Source organism: Novosphingobium sp. PY1, from assembly GCF_017312445.1.
Taxonomy (GTDB): Bacteria; Pseudomonadota; Alphaproteobacteria; order Sphingomonadales; family Sphingomonadaceae; genus Novosphingobium.
In genome coordinates, this window is the sequence record NZ_BLTI01000017.1 from 58,454 (window position 1) to 72,767 (window position 14,314).

At 62.8% G+C, this 14,314-nt stretch carries 15 protein-coding genes; 5 read left to right on the forward strand and 10 right to left on the reverse strand.

Features of this window, described 5'->3' with window-relative positions; translation table 11 throughout:
* Positions 1–41 precede the first annotated feature (41 nt).
* Both J3474_RS21135 and J3474_RS21140 read right to left on the reverse strand, forming a co-directional pair.
* The gene (locus J3474_RS21135; protein ID WP_207095505.1) at positions 42–1,097 is read right to left on the reverse strand and encodes a LacI family DNA-binding transcriptional regulator; all 1,056 of its coding nucleotides are present in this window, start codon (positions 1,095–1,097) and stop codon (positions 42–44) included.
* 250 nt (positions 1,098–1,347) lie between these two features.
* Complete coding sequence (locus J3474_RS21140) at positions 1,348–1,635, reverse strand: hypothetical protein (protein ID WP_207095506.1); 288 nt, start codon at positions 1,633–1,635, stop codon at positions 1,348–1,350.
* A gap of 370 nt (positions 1,636–2,005) precedes the next feature.
* Here J3474_RS21140 and J3474_RS21145 point away from each other — a divergent pair, with 370 nt between their 5' ends.
* Positions 2,006–2,632 (forward strand): TetR/AcrR family transcriptional regulator, encoded by a 627-nt coding sequence (locus J3474_RS21145; protein WP_207095507.1) that lies wholly within the window; start codon positions 2,006–2,008, stop codon positions 2,630–2,632.
* A gap of 26 nt (positions 2,633–2,658) precedes the next feature.
* Here the strand turns inward: J3474_RS21145 and J3474_RS21150 are convergent, their stop codons facing one another.
* Positions 2,659–3,429: an enoyl-CoA hydratase/isomerase family protein gene (locus tag J3474_RS21150; RefSeq protein ID WP_013836729.1), complete on the reverse strand. Its 771-nt coding sequence runs from the start codon at positions 3,427–3,429 to the stop codon at positions 2,659–2,661.
* 103 nt (positions 3,430–3,532) lie between these two features.
* Here J3474_RS21150 and J3474_RS21155 point away from each other — a divergent pair, with 103 nt between their 5' ends.
* Complete coding sequence (locus J3474_RS21155) at positions 3,533–3,991, forward strand: VOC family protein (protein WP_158511827.1); 459 nt, start codon at positions 3,533–3,535, stop codon at positions 3,989–3,991.
* A 49-nt stretch (positions 3,992–4,040) separates the two neighbouring features.
* Here the strand turns inward: J3474_RS21155 and J3474_RS21160 are convergent, their stop codons facing one another.
* The 4 genes from J3474_RS21160 to J3474_RS21175 all read right to left on the reverse strand — a co-directional run bounded on the left by J3474_RS21160 (position 4,041) and on the right by J3474_RS21175 (position 7,637).
* Positions 4,041–5,192 carry a thiolase gene (locus J3474_RS21160; protein WP_207095508.1) on the reverse strand — a complete coding sequence of 384 codons (1,152 nt, stop codon included), beginning with the start codon at positions 5,190–5,192 and terminating at the stop codon, positions 4,041–4,043.
* Positions 5,189–5,557 carry a Zn-ribbon domain-containing OB-fold protein gene (locus J3474_RS21165; RefSeq protein WP_207095509.1) on the reverse strand — a complete coding sequence of 123 codons (369 nt, stop codon included), beginning with the start codon at positions 5,555–5,557 and terminating at the stop codon, positions 5,189–5,191. The genes J3474_RS21160 and J3474_RS21165 overlap by 4 nt, the downstream gene beginning before the upstream one ends.
* The gene (locus J3474_RS21170; RefSeq protein WP_242528534.1) at positions 5,554–6,762 is read right to left on the reverse strand and encodes a CaiB/BaiF CoA-transferase family protein; all 1,209 of its coding nucleotides are present in this window, start codon (positions 6,760–6,762) and stop codon (positions 5,554–5,556) included. The genes J3474_RS21165 and J3474_RS21170 overlap by 4 nt, the downstream gene beginning before the upstream one ends.
* Before the next feature lie 200 nt (positions 6,763–6,962).
* A complete protein-coding gene (locus tag J3474_RS21175) occupies positions 6,963–7,637 on the reverse strand; it encodes a TetR/AcrR family transcriptional regulator (RefSeq protein ID WP_207095511.1) in 675 nt (224 codons plus the stop codon).
* A 304-nt stretch (positions 7,638–7,941) separates the two neighbouring features.
* Here J3474_RS21175 and J3474_RS21180 point away from each other — a divergent pair, with 304 nt between their 5' ends.
* Genes J3474_RS21180 through J3474_RS21190 form a run of 3 tightly spaced genes read left to right on the forward strand, consistent with a single transcriptional unit; the run spans position 7,942 to position 10,870 of the window.
* Complete coding sequence (locus J3474_RS21180; RefSeq protein ID WP_207095512.1) at positions 7,942–8,934, forward strand: efflux RND transporter periplasmic adaptor subunit; 993 nt, start codon at positions 7,942–7,944, stop codon at positions 8,932–8,934.
* Complete coding sequence (locus J3474_RS21185) at positions 8,931–10,181, forward strand: ABC transporter permease (RefSeq protein WP_207095513.1); 1,251 nt, start codon at positions 8,931–8,933, stop codon at positions 10,179–10,181. The genes J3474_RS21180 and J3474_RS21185 overlap by 4 nt, the downstream gene beginning before the upstream one ends.
* Positions 10,178–10,870, forward strand: a complete 693-nt coding sequence (locus tag J3474_RS21190) for an ABC transporter ATP-binding protein (RefSeq protein ID WP_013836737.1) — start codon at positions 10,178–10,180, stop codon at positions 10,868–10,870. The genes J3474_RS21185 and J3474_RS21190 overlap by 4 nt, the downstream gene beginning before the upstream one ends.
* Positions 10,871–10,912: 42 nt before the next feature.
* Here J3474_RS21190 and J3474_RS21195 read toward each other — a convergent pair whose 3' ends face one another.
* The 3 genes from J3474_RS21195 to J3474_RS21205 are packed head-to-tail and all read right to left on the reverse strand — an operon-like array spanning position 10,913 to position 14,253.
* The gene (locus tag J3474_RS21195; protein WP_207095514.1) at positions 10,913–12,268 is read right to left on the reverse strand and encodes a surface lipoprotein assembly modifier; all 1,356 of its coding nucleotides are present in this window, start codon (positions 12,266–12,268) and stop codon (positions 10,913–10,915) included.
* Positions 12,269–12,283: 15 nt separating this feature from the next.
* Positions 12,284–13,294, reverse strand: coding sequence for a transferrin-binding protein-like solute binding protein (locus tag J3474_RS22825; RefSeq protein WP_242528535.1), 1,011 nt, complete (start codon positions 13,292–13,294; stop codon positions 12,284–12,286).
* Positions 13,291–14,253 (reverse strand): transferrin-binding protein-like solute binding protein, encoded by a 963-nt coding sequence (locus J3474_RS21205; protein ID WP_242528536.1) that lies wholly within the window; start codon positions 14,251–14,253, stop codon positions 13,291–13,293. Before J3474_RS21205 ends, J3474_RS22825 begins: the two co-directional genes overlap by 4 nt.
* Positions 14,254–14,314: the final 61 nt, after the last annotated feature.

Here is a 14,314-nt window from a genome sequence, read left to right on the forward strand (position 1 = left end):
CGGCGATGAGTGCGGATCAGACGCCGATTGCTTCTTCTGGCTCACGACCGGGCAGTACCCACGGAGAGGCGCTCGATGACCTCGAAGTCGACATAGATCGCCTTGGCCGAGATCTGGTTGGCGCTATTGGGATTTCGCAAGGCATCGACCAATCGATCAGTCGCCTGTTCGGCGATCTGCGCAAGGGGCTGGCGGACGGTAGTCAATGATGGCCAGATTTTTACCGCAATCGGCGAATCGTCGAATCCGATGATCGAAATATCGTCGGGGATCGACAGGTTCTGGCGCAAGGCAACGTTTACAAACGCTGCTGCCATATCGTCGTTGCCGGCCAGGACGGCAGTTGCATCGCGATCTTCGACCAGCACGCGTTCGGCCAGTTCCAGCCCTGCATCGAAAGTAGGTCGTGCTTCCCACACCAGATTCATGTCCGGTGCGATGCCGAACTCTCCGAGTGCGCGAAGATATCCGCGCAGACGGGAAACTGCGACGAGAGCGCCCGGCAAAGTGACGAGGCCGATGCGACGATGCCCCTTTTCCAACAGGATGCGCGTGATCTCATAGGTGGCCTGTTCGTCGTCGATACGCACGCAATCCATGTTGGGCAGTTCGCCGCCAGGGGCGAGGGCAATCATCTTTGTGTCGTACCTTTCCGGCAGACCGGCTGCGCTGACCATCTCGCACAGCGGAGGCGGCAACAGCAGGCCATCGAGATCCATCTTGAGAAAGCGCTCAACTCCCGCGATGGGATCGGCCGAATCGTACGTATCCATCACCAGCTGTGCGCCCAGTCTTGAGACGGCCCTCAGGGTGCCTACCAGAATTGCGCTCAAAAGCGCGCTCTCAGCGCCGTGATGTATCAGTCCAATGCGCAGCGTAGCCGCGCTTGCCAGAGCTCGTGCAGCAGAATTCGGAGTGTAGTTGAGTGTCTTTACCGCCTTGAGAACGGCCTCGCGCGTCGCAGGCTGCACTACAGGTCGATTGTTGAGCACATTCGAAACGGTCATTGCCGATACGCCGGCCAATTCGGCAACAGCCGTAATTGTGGGGCCGCTGCGTCCGCGTCGCCGTTTTCGCGTGTTCGTGCTGCTGGTCATAGACTTCCATTTCAATTGGCGAAGTGCGGCAGTCGAAGCTCGACCTGCTCGGTGCCGGATTTTGATTTAGCGTTAACAGGCAGCCTATCCAAGATTTGCGCCGAACCCTATAGGCAATCACATGCTTTTCATCGGCCCATATAAATAATCCGGGCTCGATCGGCGCGATGCAGAAGAAAGGGAGAGTACTCTCGCTTGGCGTTGGCCTTTTTGAAAAGCGCTGCAAGACCCGACATCTCGTCCTCGCGGATTATCTGGACAAATTCGATGCGGCGTGAACGGCCTCATTTGTAATGGACCTTGCCGGCAGCGTGACCTGAATCGAAGGAGAAATCGCCTTCGATGATCCACTTGGGATCGAGAAGAATGGCGTGCCTGTCACAAGTTGAAAGAAATCCGCTGAGGCGCGCCTCGGCTGCCGGCAAGCCTCGGGGGCGGTGACGAAGCCGATCTGGCGATGGCCATCTGCGATAAGATACTCGGTCATTGCGGATGCAGCAGCGATTTCGCAATCCATGTCTGTCAGCCGATCCGTCATGAGCCAGTTCGGCAGAATACGGTGCGGGAAGCACGACCGCATTCGCAACACTGTGAACCAGCCAATAACCGCCCTAGTCGCGTCTTCGAGTTTGAGCGCGGCACACTCGCGCAGCAGGACCTGAGCCCTCAATCGCGCATCTTTCCCTCCGCCCTTCGGTCCCGGCCACCCATGTTCCGGGCGCAGACGACGATCGGCTTGGAGACAGCCAGCATTGTTTGCGCTCGTCGAAGCGGTGCTTGCCTCATGACCGCGCGGAGAGCCAAACAGTCAACGGTGACTGGAAGTGAAGAGGCGTTTCATCTAAAGCTTAAGCCAAACGACCGTTTGGTGAATTGCCGGCAACAGGTAGAAGGTGCGGATGCGGGACATGGATCAGTCACTCGAGACCGTCGATCCGCCAGCCCGGAGCGGGAGCAGGGACCGCACCGAGCGCTGGCCGGAATTGCTGGAAGTTGCGGCGGAACTCTTCGCTGAAAAAGGATACGACGGCACTTCGCTGCGCGATATTGCCGAAAGGATGGGTATGCTCAAGGGCAGCCTCTATCACTACATTTCGGGAAAGAGTGACCTGCTTGTTCACGTTATGCGCGAGGCTCACCATCGGGGCCTGCGCTCGATCTCTGCGCTTGCGCGAGAGGAGGGGCCGGCAATCGAGCGACTGGAAGCGATCATCGTCGCCCATGGACGCTACGTCTGCACCGAGAGGATTTTCACGGCCGGATTTTTCGAAGCGCGCAAGCACTTGCCCGCGGCGCGCGCGGCGGAATTCGCGGCCGATGAGAGGGACTACCGCTTGCGGGTCGAGGCGCTGATCGTCCGCGGGCAGGAGGAAGGCGCACTGCGCCCTGACCTCGATCCCAAGCTGACAGCGCTGTGCCTGCTCGGCTTTCTCAATTCGCTTCACTTGTGGGTGCGCCCCAATGGCATCCACTCGATCCGCCGCATCTGCGAGCATGCTGTGATGTTGGGGCTCGATGGGTTGCGGCGACGATGAGTAGCCTGTGCCCGCCCATCTCCGGTTCAATCGCGGGTAAACCGGGCCTCTCGCTTTTGGGTATAGGCGGCCACACCCTCACGGCTGTCGGCGCTCGAAAGCGTCGCCTTGCCCCATGCATTGCCCACGGCAAGCGCTGTGTCGATGTCCATGCCGCTCGCCAGTTCGTAAAGCTCGCGTCCGTTGCGGATCGCCTCCCAGCTGTTCTCCAGCATGGCGCCTGTGACAGCCAGCGTGCGCGCCAGCAATTCGGGGCCGGGGAGCACTTCGGTGACGATGCCCAATTCGTACAGACGGCGCGCGGGGAGCAGTTCGCCGGTCATGATCATCGCCAGCGCGGTCGCACGAGGCACTTGCCGGGCGAGCCGCTGTATGCCGCCTGCAAAGGCGAAGAGCCCTCGCTTTACCTCGCTCAGGCCCATAAGGGCATGGTCGGCGGCGAAGACCATGTCGCAGGCCATCATGATCTCGAAGCCGCCGGCAACCGCAGTGCCGTTGACCGCGGCGATCAGCGGCTTGCTGCGCTTGCGCTCGGTCACACCGCCAAAACCGCGGCCGGGCACGAGGCCGTGGCCCGCGCCGATCTGCGCCGCTTCCTTGAGGTCCATTCCGGCGCAGAAGGCACGGTCACCGGCACCGGTGATGACCAGGGCGCCGATTTCGGGATCGTCCTCGGCCGCCGTGATCGCCACGTCGAGCGCATGCGAGGTCGCGGCATCGAGGGCGTTGCGCGTTTCCGTGCGGTCGATGGTGAGCAGGCAGATGGCGGCGTGTCTTTCGATTTTGAGACCGGTCATCGCAGTTCCCTTTCTTTCGGCGCCCGTGCGCCCGTTGCATTCAGCCTTGCGGGCCGTAGGCTGCATGCTGGCGGCGAACCCGTTCATCCTTGGAGTGCAAGACGTGAAAGCCTTCGGTAGACTTCATCATCATGGCCTGATCGTGCCCGATATCGCCCGTGCCATGGACGGCATGTCCGCGCAGTTCGGCCTCGATTGGGCGCCGGTTCGCAAATTCGATCCCCTGCGCGTCTGGACACCCGAAGGCGGTTGGTCCGAGGCGCACCTCACCGTTACCTATTCGCGGCAGGGGCCGATCCATTTCGAGCTCATCGAGGCGGTTCCGGGCGGTGCCTATGACGGTCTTCTCGCAGTCTCCGAGGCGCATGTCGGTGCATGGGTCGACGATGTCGGCGAGGAAGTGGACACGCTCTTGGCGCAGGGCTGGCGCCTGATCGCCGCCGGTGCCTCTCCCAAGCATCGCTATGGACAAATGGCCTACATGGTTGAGGGCGACGGACCGGTTCTCGAACTCGTCGGAGAGCCGATCCGGCCGATGATCGAAGAGTGGATCGGCTCCTAGATTCCTCGAGCAGGCAGACATCAGCTTTGCAGGCTTCGGCTCTGCGGCATCACAAGGTCGCCATGCTGCCCAGGATCACGGTCGCCTGGCTCGACAGGGTGCCGCCATTGCCATGGGCGAGTGCAAGGTCGATTCCGGGCAACTGGTTGGCAGCTTCGCCGCGGATTTGCCGCGCTGCCTCGACGATTGCGAAAAGCCCGTACATGCCCGGATGGCAACAGGAGAGGCCGCCGCCATTGGTGTTGACCGGGAGGCTGCCCCCGGGGGCGATCGTTCCGTCGGACACGAACCGGCCGCCTTCGCCTTTCGGGCAGAAGCCAAGATCCTCGAGGAACAGGATCGTGTTGATGGTGAAAGCGTCGTAGAGCTGCAAGGTCCCGATATCGCGGGGCTCGACCCCGGCCATTCCCATGGCGCGCGCACCCGATTCCCGGGCGGCGGTAACGGTCACCTCAGGGGCCTGCGTAATCGAGTTCCACCATGTCGCGGCGGCGGCTCCCAAGAGCGGCACCGGCAGGCGTTGCAGGTCACGGGCACGTTCGGTGCGGGTCATGACCACGGCGGCGGCGCCGTCGGTGACGAGGCAGCAATCGCGCACCGAGATCGGCGTGCTGATCATGCGTGATGTCAGGCAGTCTTCGATCGTCAGCGGCCCTTTGGCAAAGGCTTCCGGATTGGTGTTCGCCCAGGACCGGGCGGCCAATGCTACGGCGGCGAGATCCTCGCGCGTGGTGCCATACTCATGCATGTGCCGGGCGGCGGCGAGGGCATAGGATGTTAGCGGGAAAAGCGGCGCATATGGTGCATCCCATGCATTGCTCGTCATGGGCGTGGACAGCTTTCCTCCCTTGCTGCGCTGGTTCGATCCGTAGGCGATCAGGGCGCAGTCGATGTACCCGGCCTCCAGTGCCAGAGCTGCGCTGGCCATATGGCTCATGAATGCCGAGCCGCCAGTGCGGTTGTTGTCGGTATATTTGGGATGAAGTCCCAGATATTCGGCGAAGGTGAGACCGGCAAAGAAGTCGTCCGGCTGGCAAATGTAGAGCGCGTCGATGTCCTCGAACGTCAGGCCGGCGTCCTTAACTGCAAGGCTCGCCGCTTGTACGGTCAGCTCCATGGCGTTGTAGCCCGGCATTTCTCCGATGCCGAAGGTAGCGAGTCCTGCGATGGCCGTTTTGCCCCGGGGGAAAGCGTCGCTCATGCGCCACCTTCGGCCGGGCGGAACAGCAGGATCGCGTCATCGCCTGTGCCTTCGATAAAGGCCTCGACACGCATTCCGATCGTCAGGGAATCGGCGTCGGTGGCCTCTACCCGGCTCATCAGGCGGGCGCCTTCGTCGAGATCGATGAGTGCGACGTTATAGGGCTCGGCCGGCGCGCGCCGATTGATCCAGGAGAGCGAATAGACCGTTCCCAGTCCGCAGGCCTCGAACCATTCAAGCGAACCGGACCCGGTTCCCGGCACGGCGATCCGGGGCGGAAATACCGCGGTGCCGTCCGGTGCCCGCTGGAGCAGGAACTTCCCTTCGCCAAGCGCCGTGCGCCAATGCAGTTCGGGGCCGCTCACGCCGACTTCCTGACCGCGCCGCTATCGAGAAGCGCGGCGATCTCCGTTTCTGAGAAATTCGCCTCGCGCAGCACTTCTTCGCTCTGACCGGCAAGGGCCGGTCCGGGATCGCCGATTTCGCCCGGCGTTTGCGAAAACAAGGTCGGGATGCCCGGGAATCGCAGGGTGCCGCTGTCGGTCTGGCGTTCTTCCCAGAAGCCGGTCTCGATAAGGTGGGGGTCGTGAAGCAGCTCGGTCAGGCTGGCGATGGGCGTGGCTGGGATCTGCGCCTCGCGGAAAAGCGCGACCCATTCGTCGGTCGTGCGTGTGGCGATGACTTCCGCGACTTTGGTCAGGACTGCACCGATGTTCTCGGTGCGCGAACGCATCGAAGCGAACAACGGATCGCGCGACCATTCGGGGTTCCCCAGGACATCGAAGAAGGATCGCCAGTGCCGGTCGTTGTAGATCATCACGCCGATGTAACCGTCGGCGGTCTGGTATGGGCGGCGCGCTTCGGAAGTGGCCCGGACATATTCAGGCGGCCCCTGCGGTGGATCGAACAGCGATCCGCACAAGTGCTCGACCATGGTGAACGAGACTAGGGTCTCGAACATGGGGACTTCGATCTCCTGCCCCTGTCCGGAGCGTTCGCGTGCGAAAAGCGCGGCGATCACCGAGTAGGCTCCCGTCAGACCTGCTACCTTGTCGGCGATAACCGTGGCGGCATAGGTCGGCTTGCCGCCGGAGAGGCGGGCCTGCAGGTCGACGATGCCTGAGGCGGCCTGCACGATATCGTCGTATGCCGGGTAATCGCGATAGGGCCCGTTGCGCGCGTAGCCGTACAGGTTGGCGTAGATGATCCGCTCGTTGACTGCCCGCAAGGCTTCGTAGTCGAGCCCCAGTCGACCGATCGCACGCGAGCGCATCGAATGGATGAACACATCGGCATCCTTCGCCAGCCGAAGCAGCGCATCGCGCCCCTCGGGCTGCTTGAGGTCGATGACGATGCTGCGCTTGCCCCGGTTGACGTTGAGGAACATGCCTCCACGCGACGCGTCCGGCCCTGGTGGAATGAAACGGGTCGTATCGCCATCGGGGCTTTCCACCTTGATGACGTCCGCGCCAAGGTCGGCAAAGATCTGTGTTGCGTATGGTCCCATCAGCACGCTGGTGAGATCGATGACCTTCACACCGGACAGTGGGCCCTTGCCTCGACCGCTCACTCGCTCGCTCCTTTCAATCCCGCTCTCCCTCGCCGGGCCTGTCATGCCCGGTCGCAAATTCCTTCTGCGAACCTGTTTCGCAATTTTCGTAGCTCAAGACGGGGAAGAAAAAAAGACAAACATGATTGACTGTAAGTTTGTACCCGCGGGCGGCTTCGGCCCGCCACGCGAATGCTGACATACACTGCTTCGCCGCTGTCTCAGGCGGCCGATGCCGTTCCCGCGCCTGGCCGCATGGTGCGGATCTTGTCCTCCAGCATGTGCAGCAGGGAGGGCACCATGGCTTCATCCAGGGCGCCTGTAAGCAAGCTCATCGCCATGCCTTCCATGAGCGTTTGCGAAAGCGCCATGGCCTGCGCGAAATTCTCTGGGGCGGAATGCCACTCGGGATAGAGGGCGATCGCTTCGGCGTTGAAGCGTTCGCGATACTCGATCTGCAGCGGCCGCATGATCTGGGCGAGTTCGGAATTGGTGCGGGCTGCCATGGCCAGTTCCTGAAAGGCGATGAAAGCCGGCTTCTGTACCTGTCGCCAGTAAGCGCTGACCATGGTCGAGGGATCGTGCTGGCTGTTTTCCGATGAACGCCGAAAGGCCCGGAGACGTCGCTCGTGCAGTTCCACGATCGTCGCCCGTATCAGGGTCGCGCTGTTCTCGAAATGGTGCAGCATGGCCCCGCGCGAAAGTCCAGCCTCCGATGCGACGAGGGGTGTGGTGGTCCCGGAATAGCCGACCTTTACAAGGCATTGGATCGTAGCCTCGATCAAGCGGCTGCGTGTCTGCGCACTCTTGAGCGACTGGCGTGTCGGTTTGCCGTCATCGGCAGGCTTGCGACCGGCGACAGGAGCGATGGCCTTGCGGGCTGAATTGACGGCCAAACTGTTTTCCCCCGGTTCGAGAACTGCAGCACGTCTTCATCTGTCTGCAATCTATGGTTTTCGTGCGACAACTCCGGCACTGTCCAGCATCACCATATAATCAGTCAAGACTGTTTTTTATTGGCGCGTCGGTGACCTTGTCGTGCCTTCCGGTTTTGCGGTCCAGGTATTCTGCCGGTGGCTGAATTGAACCGGCCATTCATTCGGGAAATCCTGTCTTGCCACAAGGTTGTCGGCGATCAATGATCTCCGCTCCGGTCAGGGGCATAGGGTGTCCGTCCGAAACAGAGAGGCTGACCCGGCAATGCGCAAGCCCATCGTCCTGCTTGCAATTGCAATCCTGCTCGCTGCCGCAGGCGGTTGGTGGCTGCTCAATGGCCGTCCCCTGGTGGTAGTCACGGCACCGGTGGGGCGCGGTCCGGCGGTCGAACTGGTCTATGCTACCGGCTTCGTCGAAGCCGAGCATCCGGTGGCGGTTTCTTCGCGTCTGACTGCGCCGGTCATTGCCGTTCTGGTCGAAGAGGGCGCGCGAGTGACGCGTGGGCAAGCGCTTGTGCGCCTCGATGACAGCGAACAGCGTGCTCTCCTGGCGCAGGCCCGGGCCGATGCTCGTGGCAAGTCGCTGGCCGAAAACCGCGTCGCCGCACTTTATGCGAAGGGTTGGGTGACCCGTGCCGCGCGCGACGAGGCGGTTGCCGCTGGACAGGCATCGCGTGCCGCTGCCTCGGCATTGGAAGCGCGGCTGAACCAGTTGACGATGCGCGCGGGTATCGACGGCGTCGTGCTCAAGCGCGATGTCGAGCCCGGCGATTTGGCGAACCCGGGCAAGACTCTGTTCCAGCTCGGAGATCCGGCCAGGGCGCGGGTGACCGCCACTGTCGATGAACGCGATATTCCGCGCGTGCGGGTTGGACAGAAAGCCCTGCTGTCCACGGACGCGCTCCCGGGCAAAGTGATCCGTGGTCATGTCACCGAAATCACCCCCGGCGGCGATCCCGGAGAACGCGCGTTTCGCGTTCGCATCGGCCTCGATGGCAGGAAGGACCTTCCTTTCGGCCTGACGCTTGAAGTCAACATAGTCACCAACCGACATGAGGGGGCCCTGCTAGTGCCCGCAGGTGCATTGATCGATGGCCATGTCTGGCGCGTCCGGGATGGCCGGGTGGAGCGACGCAAGGTGCGCACGGGGATCATCGGGGCCGACAAGGTGGAAGTGGTGTCGGGGCTCGCCGAAGGGGACCGGGTCGTCGTCGATCCACCCGCCGGGCTCGAGGACAGGGACCGGGTGCGGTCATGATCGGGCGCGCCGGCTTTCTTGTCACGATTGCGCTCAGACACCTTGCGCGCCGCCGCCGCCAGACGGCGGTGGCCGTCAGCGGGGTCGCAGTGGGTGTCGGATTCTTCCTTGCGGTTTCAGCGCTGATGGTGGGCAGCCAAAACGACTTCGTCGAACAGCTTATCAATGCCGCCCCGCACATCATCGTTTCCGACGAGCTGCGCAGTCCATCGCCCCAACCCGGCGCGCGCGCTTATGGCAAGGGCGCGGTCGCCCTGTATGGCTACAAGGTGCGCAGCGAAGTGCGCGGAATCAAGGATTGGCAGGCCGTCGTCTCTGCCGCCAATTCAGTGCCCGGCGCGATTGCGTCGCCCAGCCTGACCGGCGGCGTGACCTTGCGTCTGGGCGGGCATGACGAGGCAATCGGGATCGTCGGCGTGGAGCCGGACATCGAGAAAAAGATCAGTACCATCGAAGACAAGCTGCGCGTCGGCCACCTTCACGATCTCGAGACGACGCAAGGGGGCATTATCATTGGTGAGGATCTCGCCGCACGCCTGGGCGTGCAGGTGGGCGACATCGTCGCTGCAACCTCGTCCTCCTCAAGCGGGCGCTCGATGCGGGTCGTGGGACTGTTCAAGAAAGGGCAGACCCAGCTTTCTTCGGGAACCGGCTACGTGCTGCTGCGCGAGGCACAATCGTTGCTTGGCAGACCGTTCATCATCAACCGCATCGGCGTCAAGCTGGTCGATCCTTATGCTGCCGAGGCCGTCGCCGCTCGGCTGGAATCCCGCTTCGGCTACAAGGCGGAAAGCTGGCAGGAACGATCGGCCGATATCCTTTCCCTGCTCCTGACCCGCAATGTCATCATGTATTCGGTGGTCTCCGCGATCCTGCTGGTAGCGAGTTTCGGCATCTATACCGTCGTCTCGAACAATGTTTCGGACAAGCGGCGCGACATCGCGATCATGCGTTCGATGGGCTTTTCAGAAGGCGACCTGCAGTTCATCTTCGTGGTCGAAGGGTTGGTGCTGGCCGTGATTGGCGTCCTGCTCGGATGGCTGCTCGGTTATGGCCTGATGACGATCCTGGGAACGTTGCGGTTCCCCATCGGAGGCGATGTCGAGCGCATTCCGATGGATCGGTCCGCGCGCCAGTATGCAATTGCGGCTCTGGTGTCGCTTCTCGCAGGCTCGCTGGCAGCGTGGCTGCCGGCACGAAAGGCGGCGCGCGTCGATCCGGTCGATATACTGAGGGGGGCGTTGTGACCGCGATCCTCGATGCAAGGTCACTTACACGCACCCTGGCCGGTCCCAAGCCGGTGCATCTGGTGCGCGATGTGAGCCTAACGATCGAGCGGGGCAGCTTCACCACCATTGTTGGCCCATCGGGCTGTGGCAAGTCTTCGTTGCTCTATTTGCTCGGTCTCATCGACCGGCCCGATTCAGGCGAACTGCTGTTCGAGGGGCGCGAAGTCAGCGGGCTTTCGGGTGACGCGCGGGCGGCCATTCGCCTCGCGCGTTTTGGCTTCGTGTTCCAGTTCCATTTTCTGCTTCCCGAGTTCTCCGCGCTGGAGAACGTCATGCTCCCGATGCAACGTCTCGGTCGGCTGGACCACGACGGCGCGCGTCAGCGGGCACTCGAGCTGCTTGCTGCGGTGGGCCTGGACGAAAAGAGCGCGAATACGCCTGATCGCCTGTCCGGCGGCGAACGTCAGCGCGTGGCGATTGCCCGGGCGCTCGCCAACGATCCGGTGCTGATCCTCGGTGACGAACCGACCGGGGACCTGGACAGCCGCAACAGCGCCCGCGTCGTTGAAGACTTGCGAGCGCTCGCGCACGAAGGGGGCCGGGCCGTGGCGTGTGTCACCCATGACCCGGGCATTGCCGAGATCTCCGATGTACAGATCGAAATGCTCGATGGCCGGATCGAGAACATTGTCGATCGCAGGGCTTAGGATGCTGGCGGTTGCCAGGGGGTAGAATTTGGCGGCCGTGGGCTAGAAGGACCGCGTAAAGCCGAACTCCGTTCGCAATCTGCGGTAGTCATGGATTTCCAGGCTGCTGCGGTTCCGTTCGAAGGTGGCTCTGATGAAAGGCGCGAAGCTTGCAATTCGAAAGGCGCGAAAGGTCGCTCCCAGGCTGGCGCGGTAATTGCGGTCGGATCGCCTGTCGGGATACAGCAGGATCCTGCGATCTGCCTTCAGTCTGCCCATTCCCAGCGTCCCGACGAGGGTGAGCGCGCCCAGGTCGCGATAGGCGAAGGCCGATGTTTGCCAGCCCCAGGTGGCATATCCGGGATCGCGCGTCGCCTGCCGGTCGATGCTGACGGTCAGCCCCGCGCCGGACCGGCCTGAAATCGCTCGCTCATAGCCGAGCGTTGCCGAAAAGCTGTGGCCATCGAGCAAGGAATTGCGGCGATTGTCGATAAGGGCCGCGTTGGCCACGGCGCGCAGCTGGGCCTTGCGGCCCAGGGGATGCAGGTACGTCGCCTCTGCCGTGACCGCGCGTGAATAGGGTCGGCCGCCAAAGAAGCGCCGGAGCGCTCCGCCATCCAGGGAAAGGCGATCGGCACCCAGCCGCAATTCGGGACCGACCGTCGCTGCAACGGCAATGTCATTGAAGTCGTGGGCGCGATAGAGGTCCGCGGAACCGGACAGTTTTGCGAGCATGTTTACGCTGGCGCCGATTGGCAGACGTGCATAGGCCTGCCCGCGCAGGGCAAGCCCGATACCCGAGCGCTGACGCGCTTCGTCGTCGAGGACGAAATCGCCGAACACGGTTCCGAGCGTCGAGGACCGGGTGGCACGGTTGATGTTGCTGTCCGGTGCCAAGGCAAAGTCGAAGCTGGCACCAAGGGGCTTTTGCGCTCGGAGCGCGGCGGAATAGCGATCGACGAAGCGTGCTACTTCCGGGGGAAGCTTGCCCGCCTGTGCTTCGCGAAGGGCACGCCGTGCGCCCACCTCATCGCCCATGAGATCCAGAACATGCGCCAGTTCGAGGCGGACCCGCTGCGCGTCGGGCTGTTCGTCGAGGATTTCGCGAAACAGCACTGCAGCCTGCGACAGCCGACGCGCGCCTACATAAAGCATCGCCAGTCGGAATCGTGCCTCACTGCGGACTTGTACCGAAGGATCTGCAAACAGCGCGCGATAGGCCGCTTCGGCAATCTCGAAGCGCCCCTCATCGCGAGCGCGATTGGCAAAGGCAAGCAATTGGGTGCTGGAAAGCCGGGCCGTCTGTGCCGCTCCCTGCGACTCGGCGGTCTGTGCCTTAACAGTTGGCGAAAAGCCCGCGATAGCGAGCGCCAAAACAGCGCCGGCGCACGCCGCAGGGGAACAGCCGGAACCGGCCATCGGCTTTCTCCTGCTTTACGGGCCCTTGCCGATGATGACGCCCGAGACCGGCACCCACTTGTGGAAATCCTGATTGAAGAAGGGAAGCTGGAACTGGGCCGCCAGCTCGCTGGCATCGGGGCCGGCGAACATGCCCGCAAACGTTCCTGCCGAAGGGGCGCCCGCTGTCATGAGGCTACCGCCGAATTCGGTCGCGCCGCGCGCGAAGTGTGTGTCGGCCAGGGTATAGAGCTGGTCATCGTAGGCGCAGCCCATCATGCAGACCATTCTGGCGGTCAGTTCGCCGGACAGCGATCCCTTGGCAAAGTCGAAGTCCAGCCTGCTTCTGCCTTCCACCCAGCTTCCGCCGGGATCTCCGCCGAAAAAGCCGACAAGAAAGCCATGATAGCTGGCGCTTCCGGTCGTCGGCACTTCACCGGGCCTCGTCGGCTGGATGATCGCCATGCTGCCGTAGGCCACGGTTTCCAGACTGGCACCTGCAGGCGCGCTGGCATAGAATTCGGCGAACGATACATAGCTGAAGTCCCTGGCGCTCCCGCCTGCCGGCCAGATGCGCATCTCGCCAGGTTTGCCGGCGGCTTCTGCGGCGTTGTCGGCCAGTACGGCAGCGAAACTGGCGCCCGGTTCGAACTCGCCGCCGTCGCTGATCTGGTACACGGTTCCGGACCCTGCAATCGGCGCGGTCATGACGTAGTTGCCGCCGGTCGCATCGTAAGTGACAGCGAAGCCGCCTGCTTCCCGCACGTTTCTGGCATTGGAAAGGCTGGCGCTGGAGTTGGGCAAGGCTTCATGTTCCCAGGCCTGACCCAGCACGGCGAGATTGTCGTTGTAGAGTGGAGCCGTGAAAATCTGCGCAGGCTTCGGCGCGAACTGCGCGACCGGCGGTTCGGGATCGGCGGGCGGACTCTGGGCAGGCGCGGGGGCTGGAGTGGGCGTCGACGCAATGCCGCCGCTGCCGCCGCCGCCGCAAGCAGCCAGAAGCGTGACCGGGGCCACGGCCAGGACCAGAGATGTGCGCAGTTTCATTGCTTCCTCCCGACCATGATTCCGAACATTGCGCCCTGATTGCCCTCGCGGAGATAGGGGGCCTGCCAGCGCGCCATGATTTCTGCCGCCTGCGGACCATTGAATGCACCTTCGAACCACGAAGACGCATCCGGGAGTCCGGGCACGTCGAAGCTGCCTGCGAAGGTCGTGCTGCCTTTCGCGAAGGTGGTGTCCCTGAAGCTGTATGTTCCCAGGTCGATCGAGAGGTCCCAGCCATCCGACAGGAGCGGATGCATCGAACCGGTCAGGATGCCGTTGCCGAAATCGAATTGCAGCGAGGCAGAGCCGCCGACGTAATTGCCGTCGGAAGTATTGCCGAGCAAATCCGCTCCATAGTTTGCCGATCCGCTGAGGGGCATGTCTGATGGGCCGGTGGGGATGCCATAGGCAAAGACCCCTTCGCGCCGGATGGTAAATCCCTGGCTATCCGTGGTTTCGTCATACCAGGAACCGAAGCTGGTGTAGGTATAGGGCGAGAAATTGCTGCCCGGTACCTGCAGCGTGACCCTCACGCTCTGCGCGGTATTACCCGATTTTGGCTCGATGCTGTTCCAGGTGGATGTGGCCGTCTGCCCGGCGCTGCCATTGTAATCCTGCGTGACTAAAGTGCCTGGCTGAAAGCCGGGCAGCGATATCTGATAGGTGCCTTCGGCATCGTCGTAGCTGATCTCCACGCTTTGCGCAGCGGAGGCGGCAGTGGTTTCGGTCCCGTCAGCCGGCTTGTATTCGTGTCCCAGCCCCAGGGCATTGAAGGGCTCGCTGCTCATGAGGCCGATCTGGTCCGGTGGCAGGACGGGTTCCGGGCTGGGCGTGGGGGATGGGGCTGGCGCCTGCGATGGTGCGGGCGTGGAGGCCACTCCGCCGCCGCCGCCGCAGGCGCCGAGCGCCATACATGTGGCCGAGACCGTAAGGGCGAACGCGATGGGTAATGGTCTCATGTGCAGCACTCCTGTGCGATGCTGGCAGGTGCTTTCCCGGAATGGCTCCAAAGTGCTATCA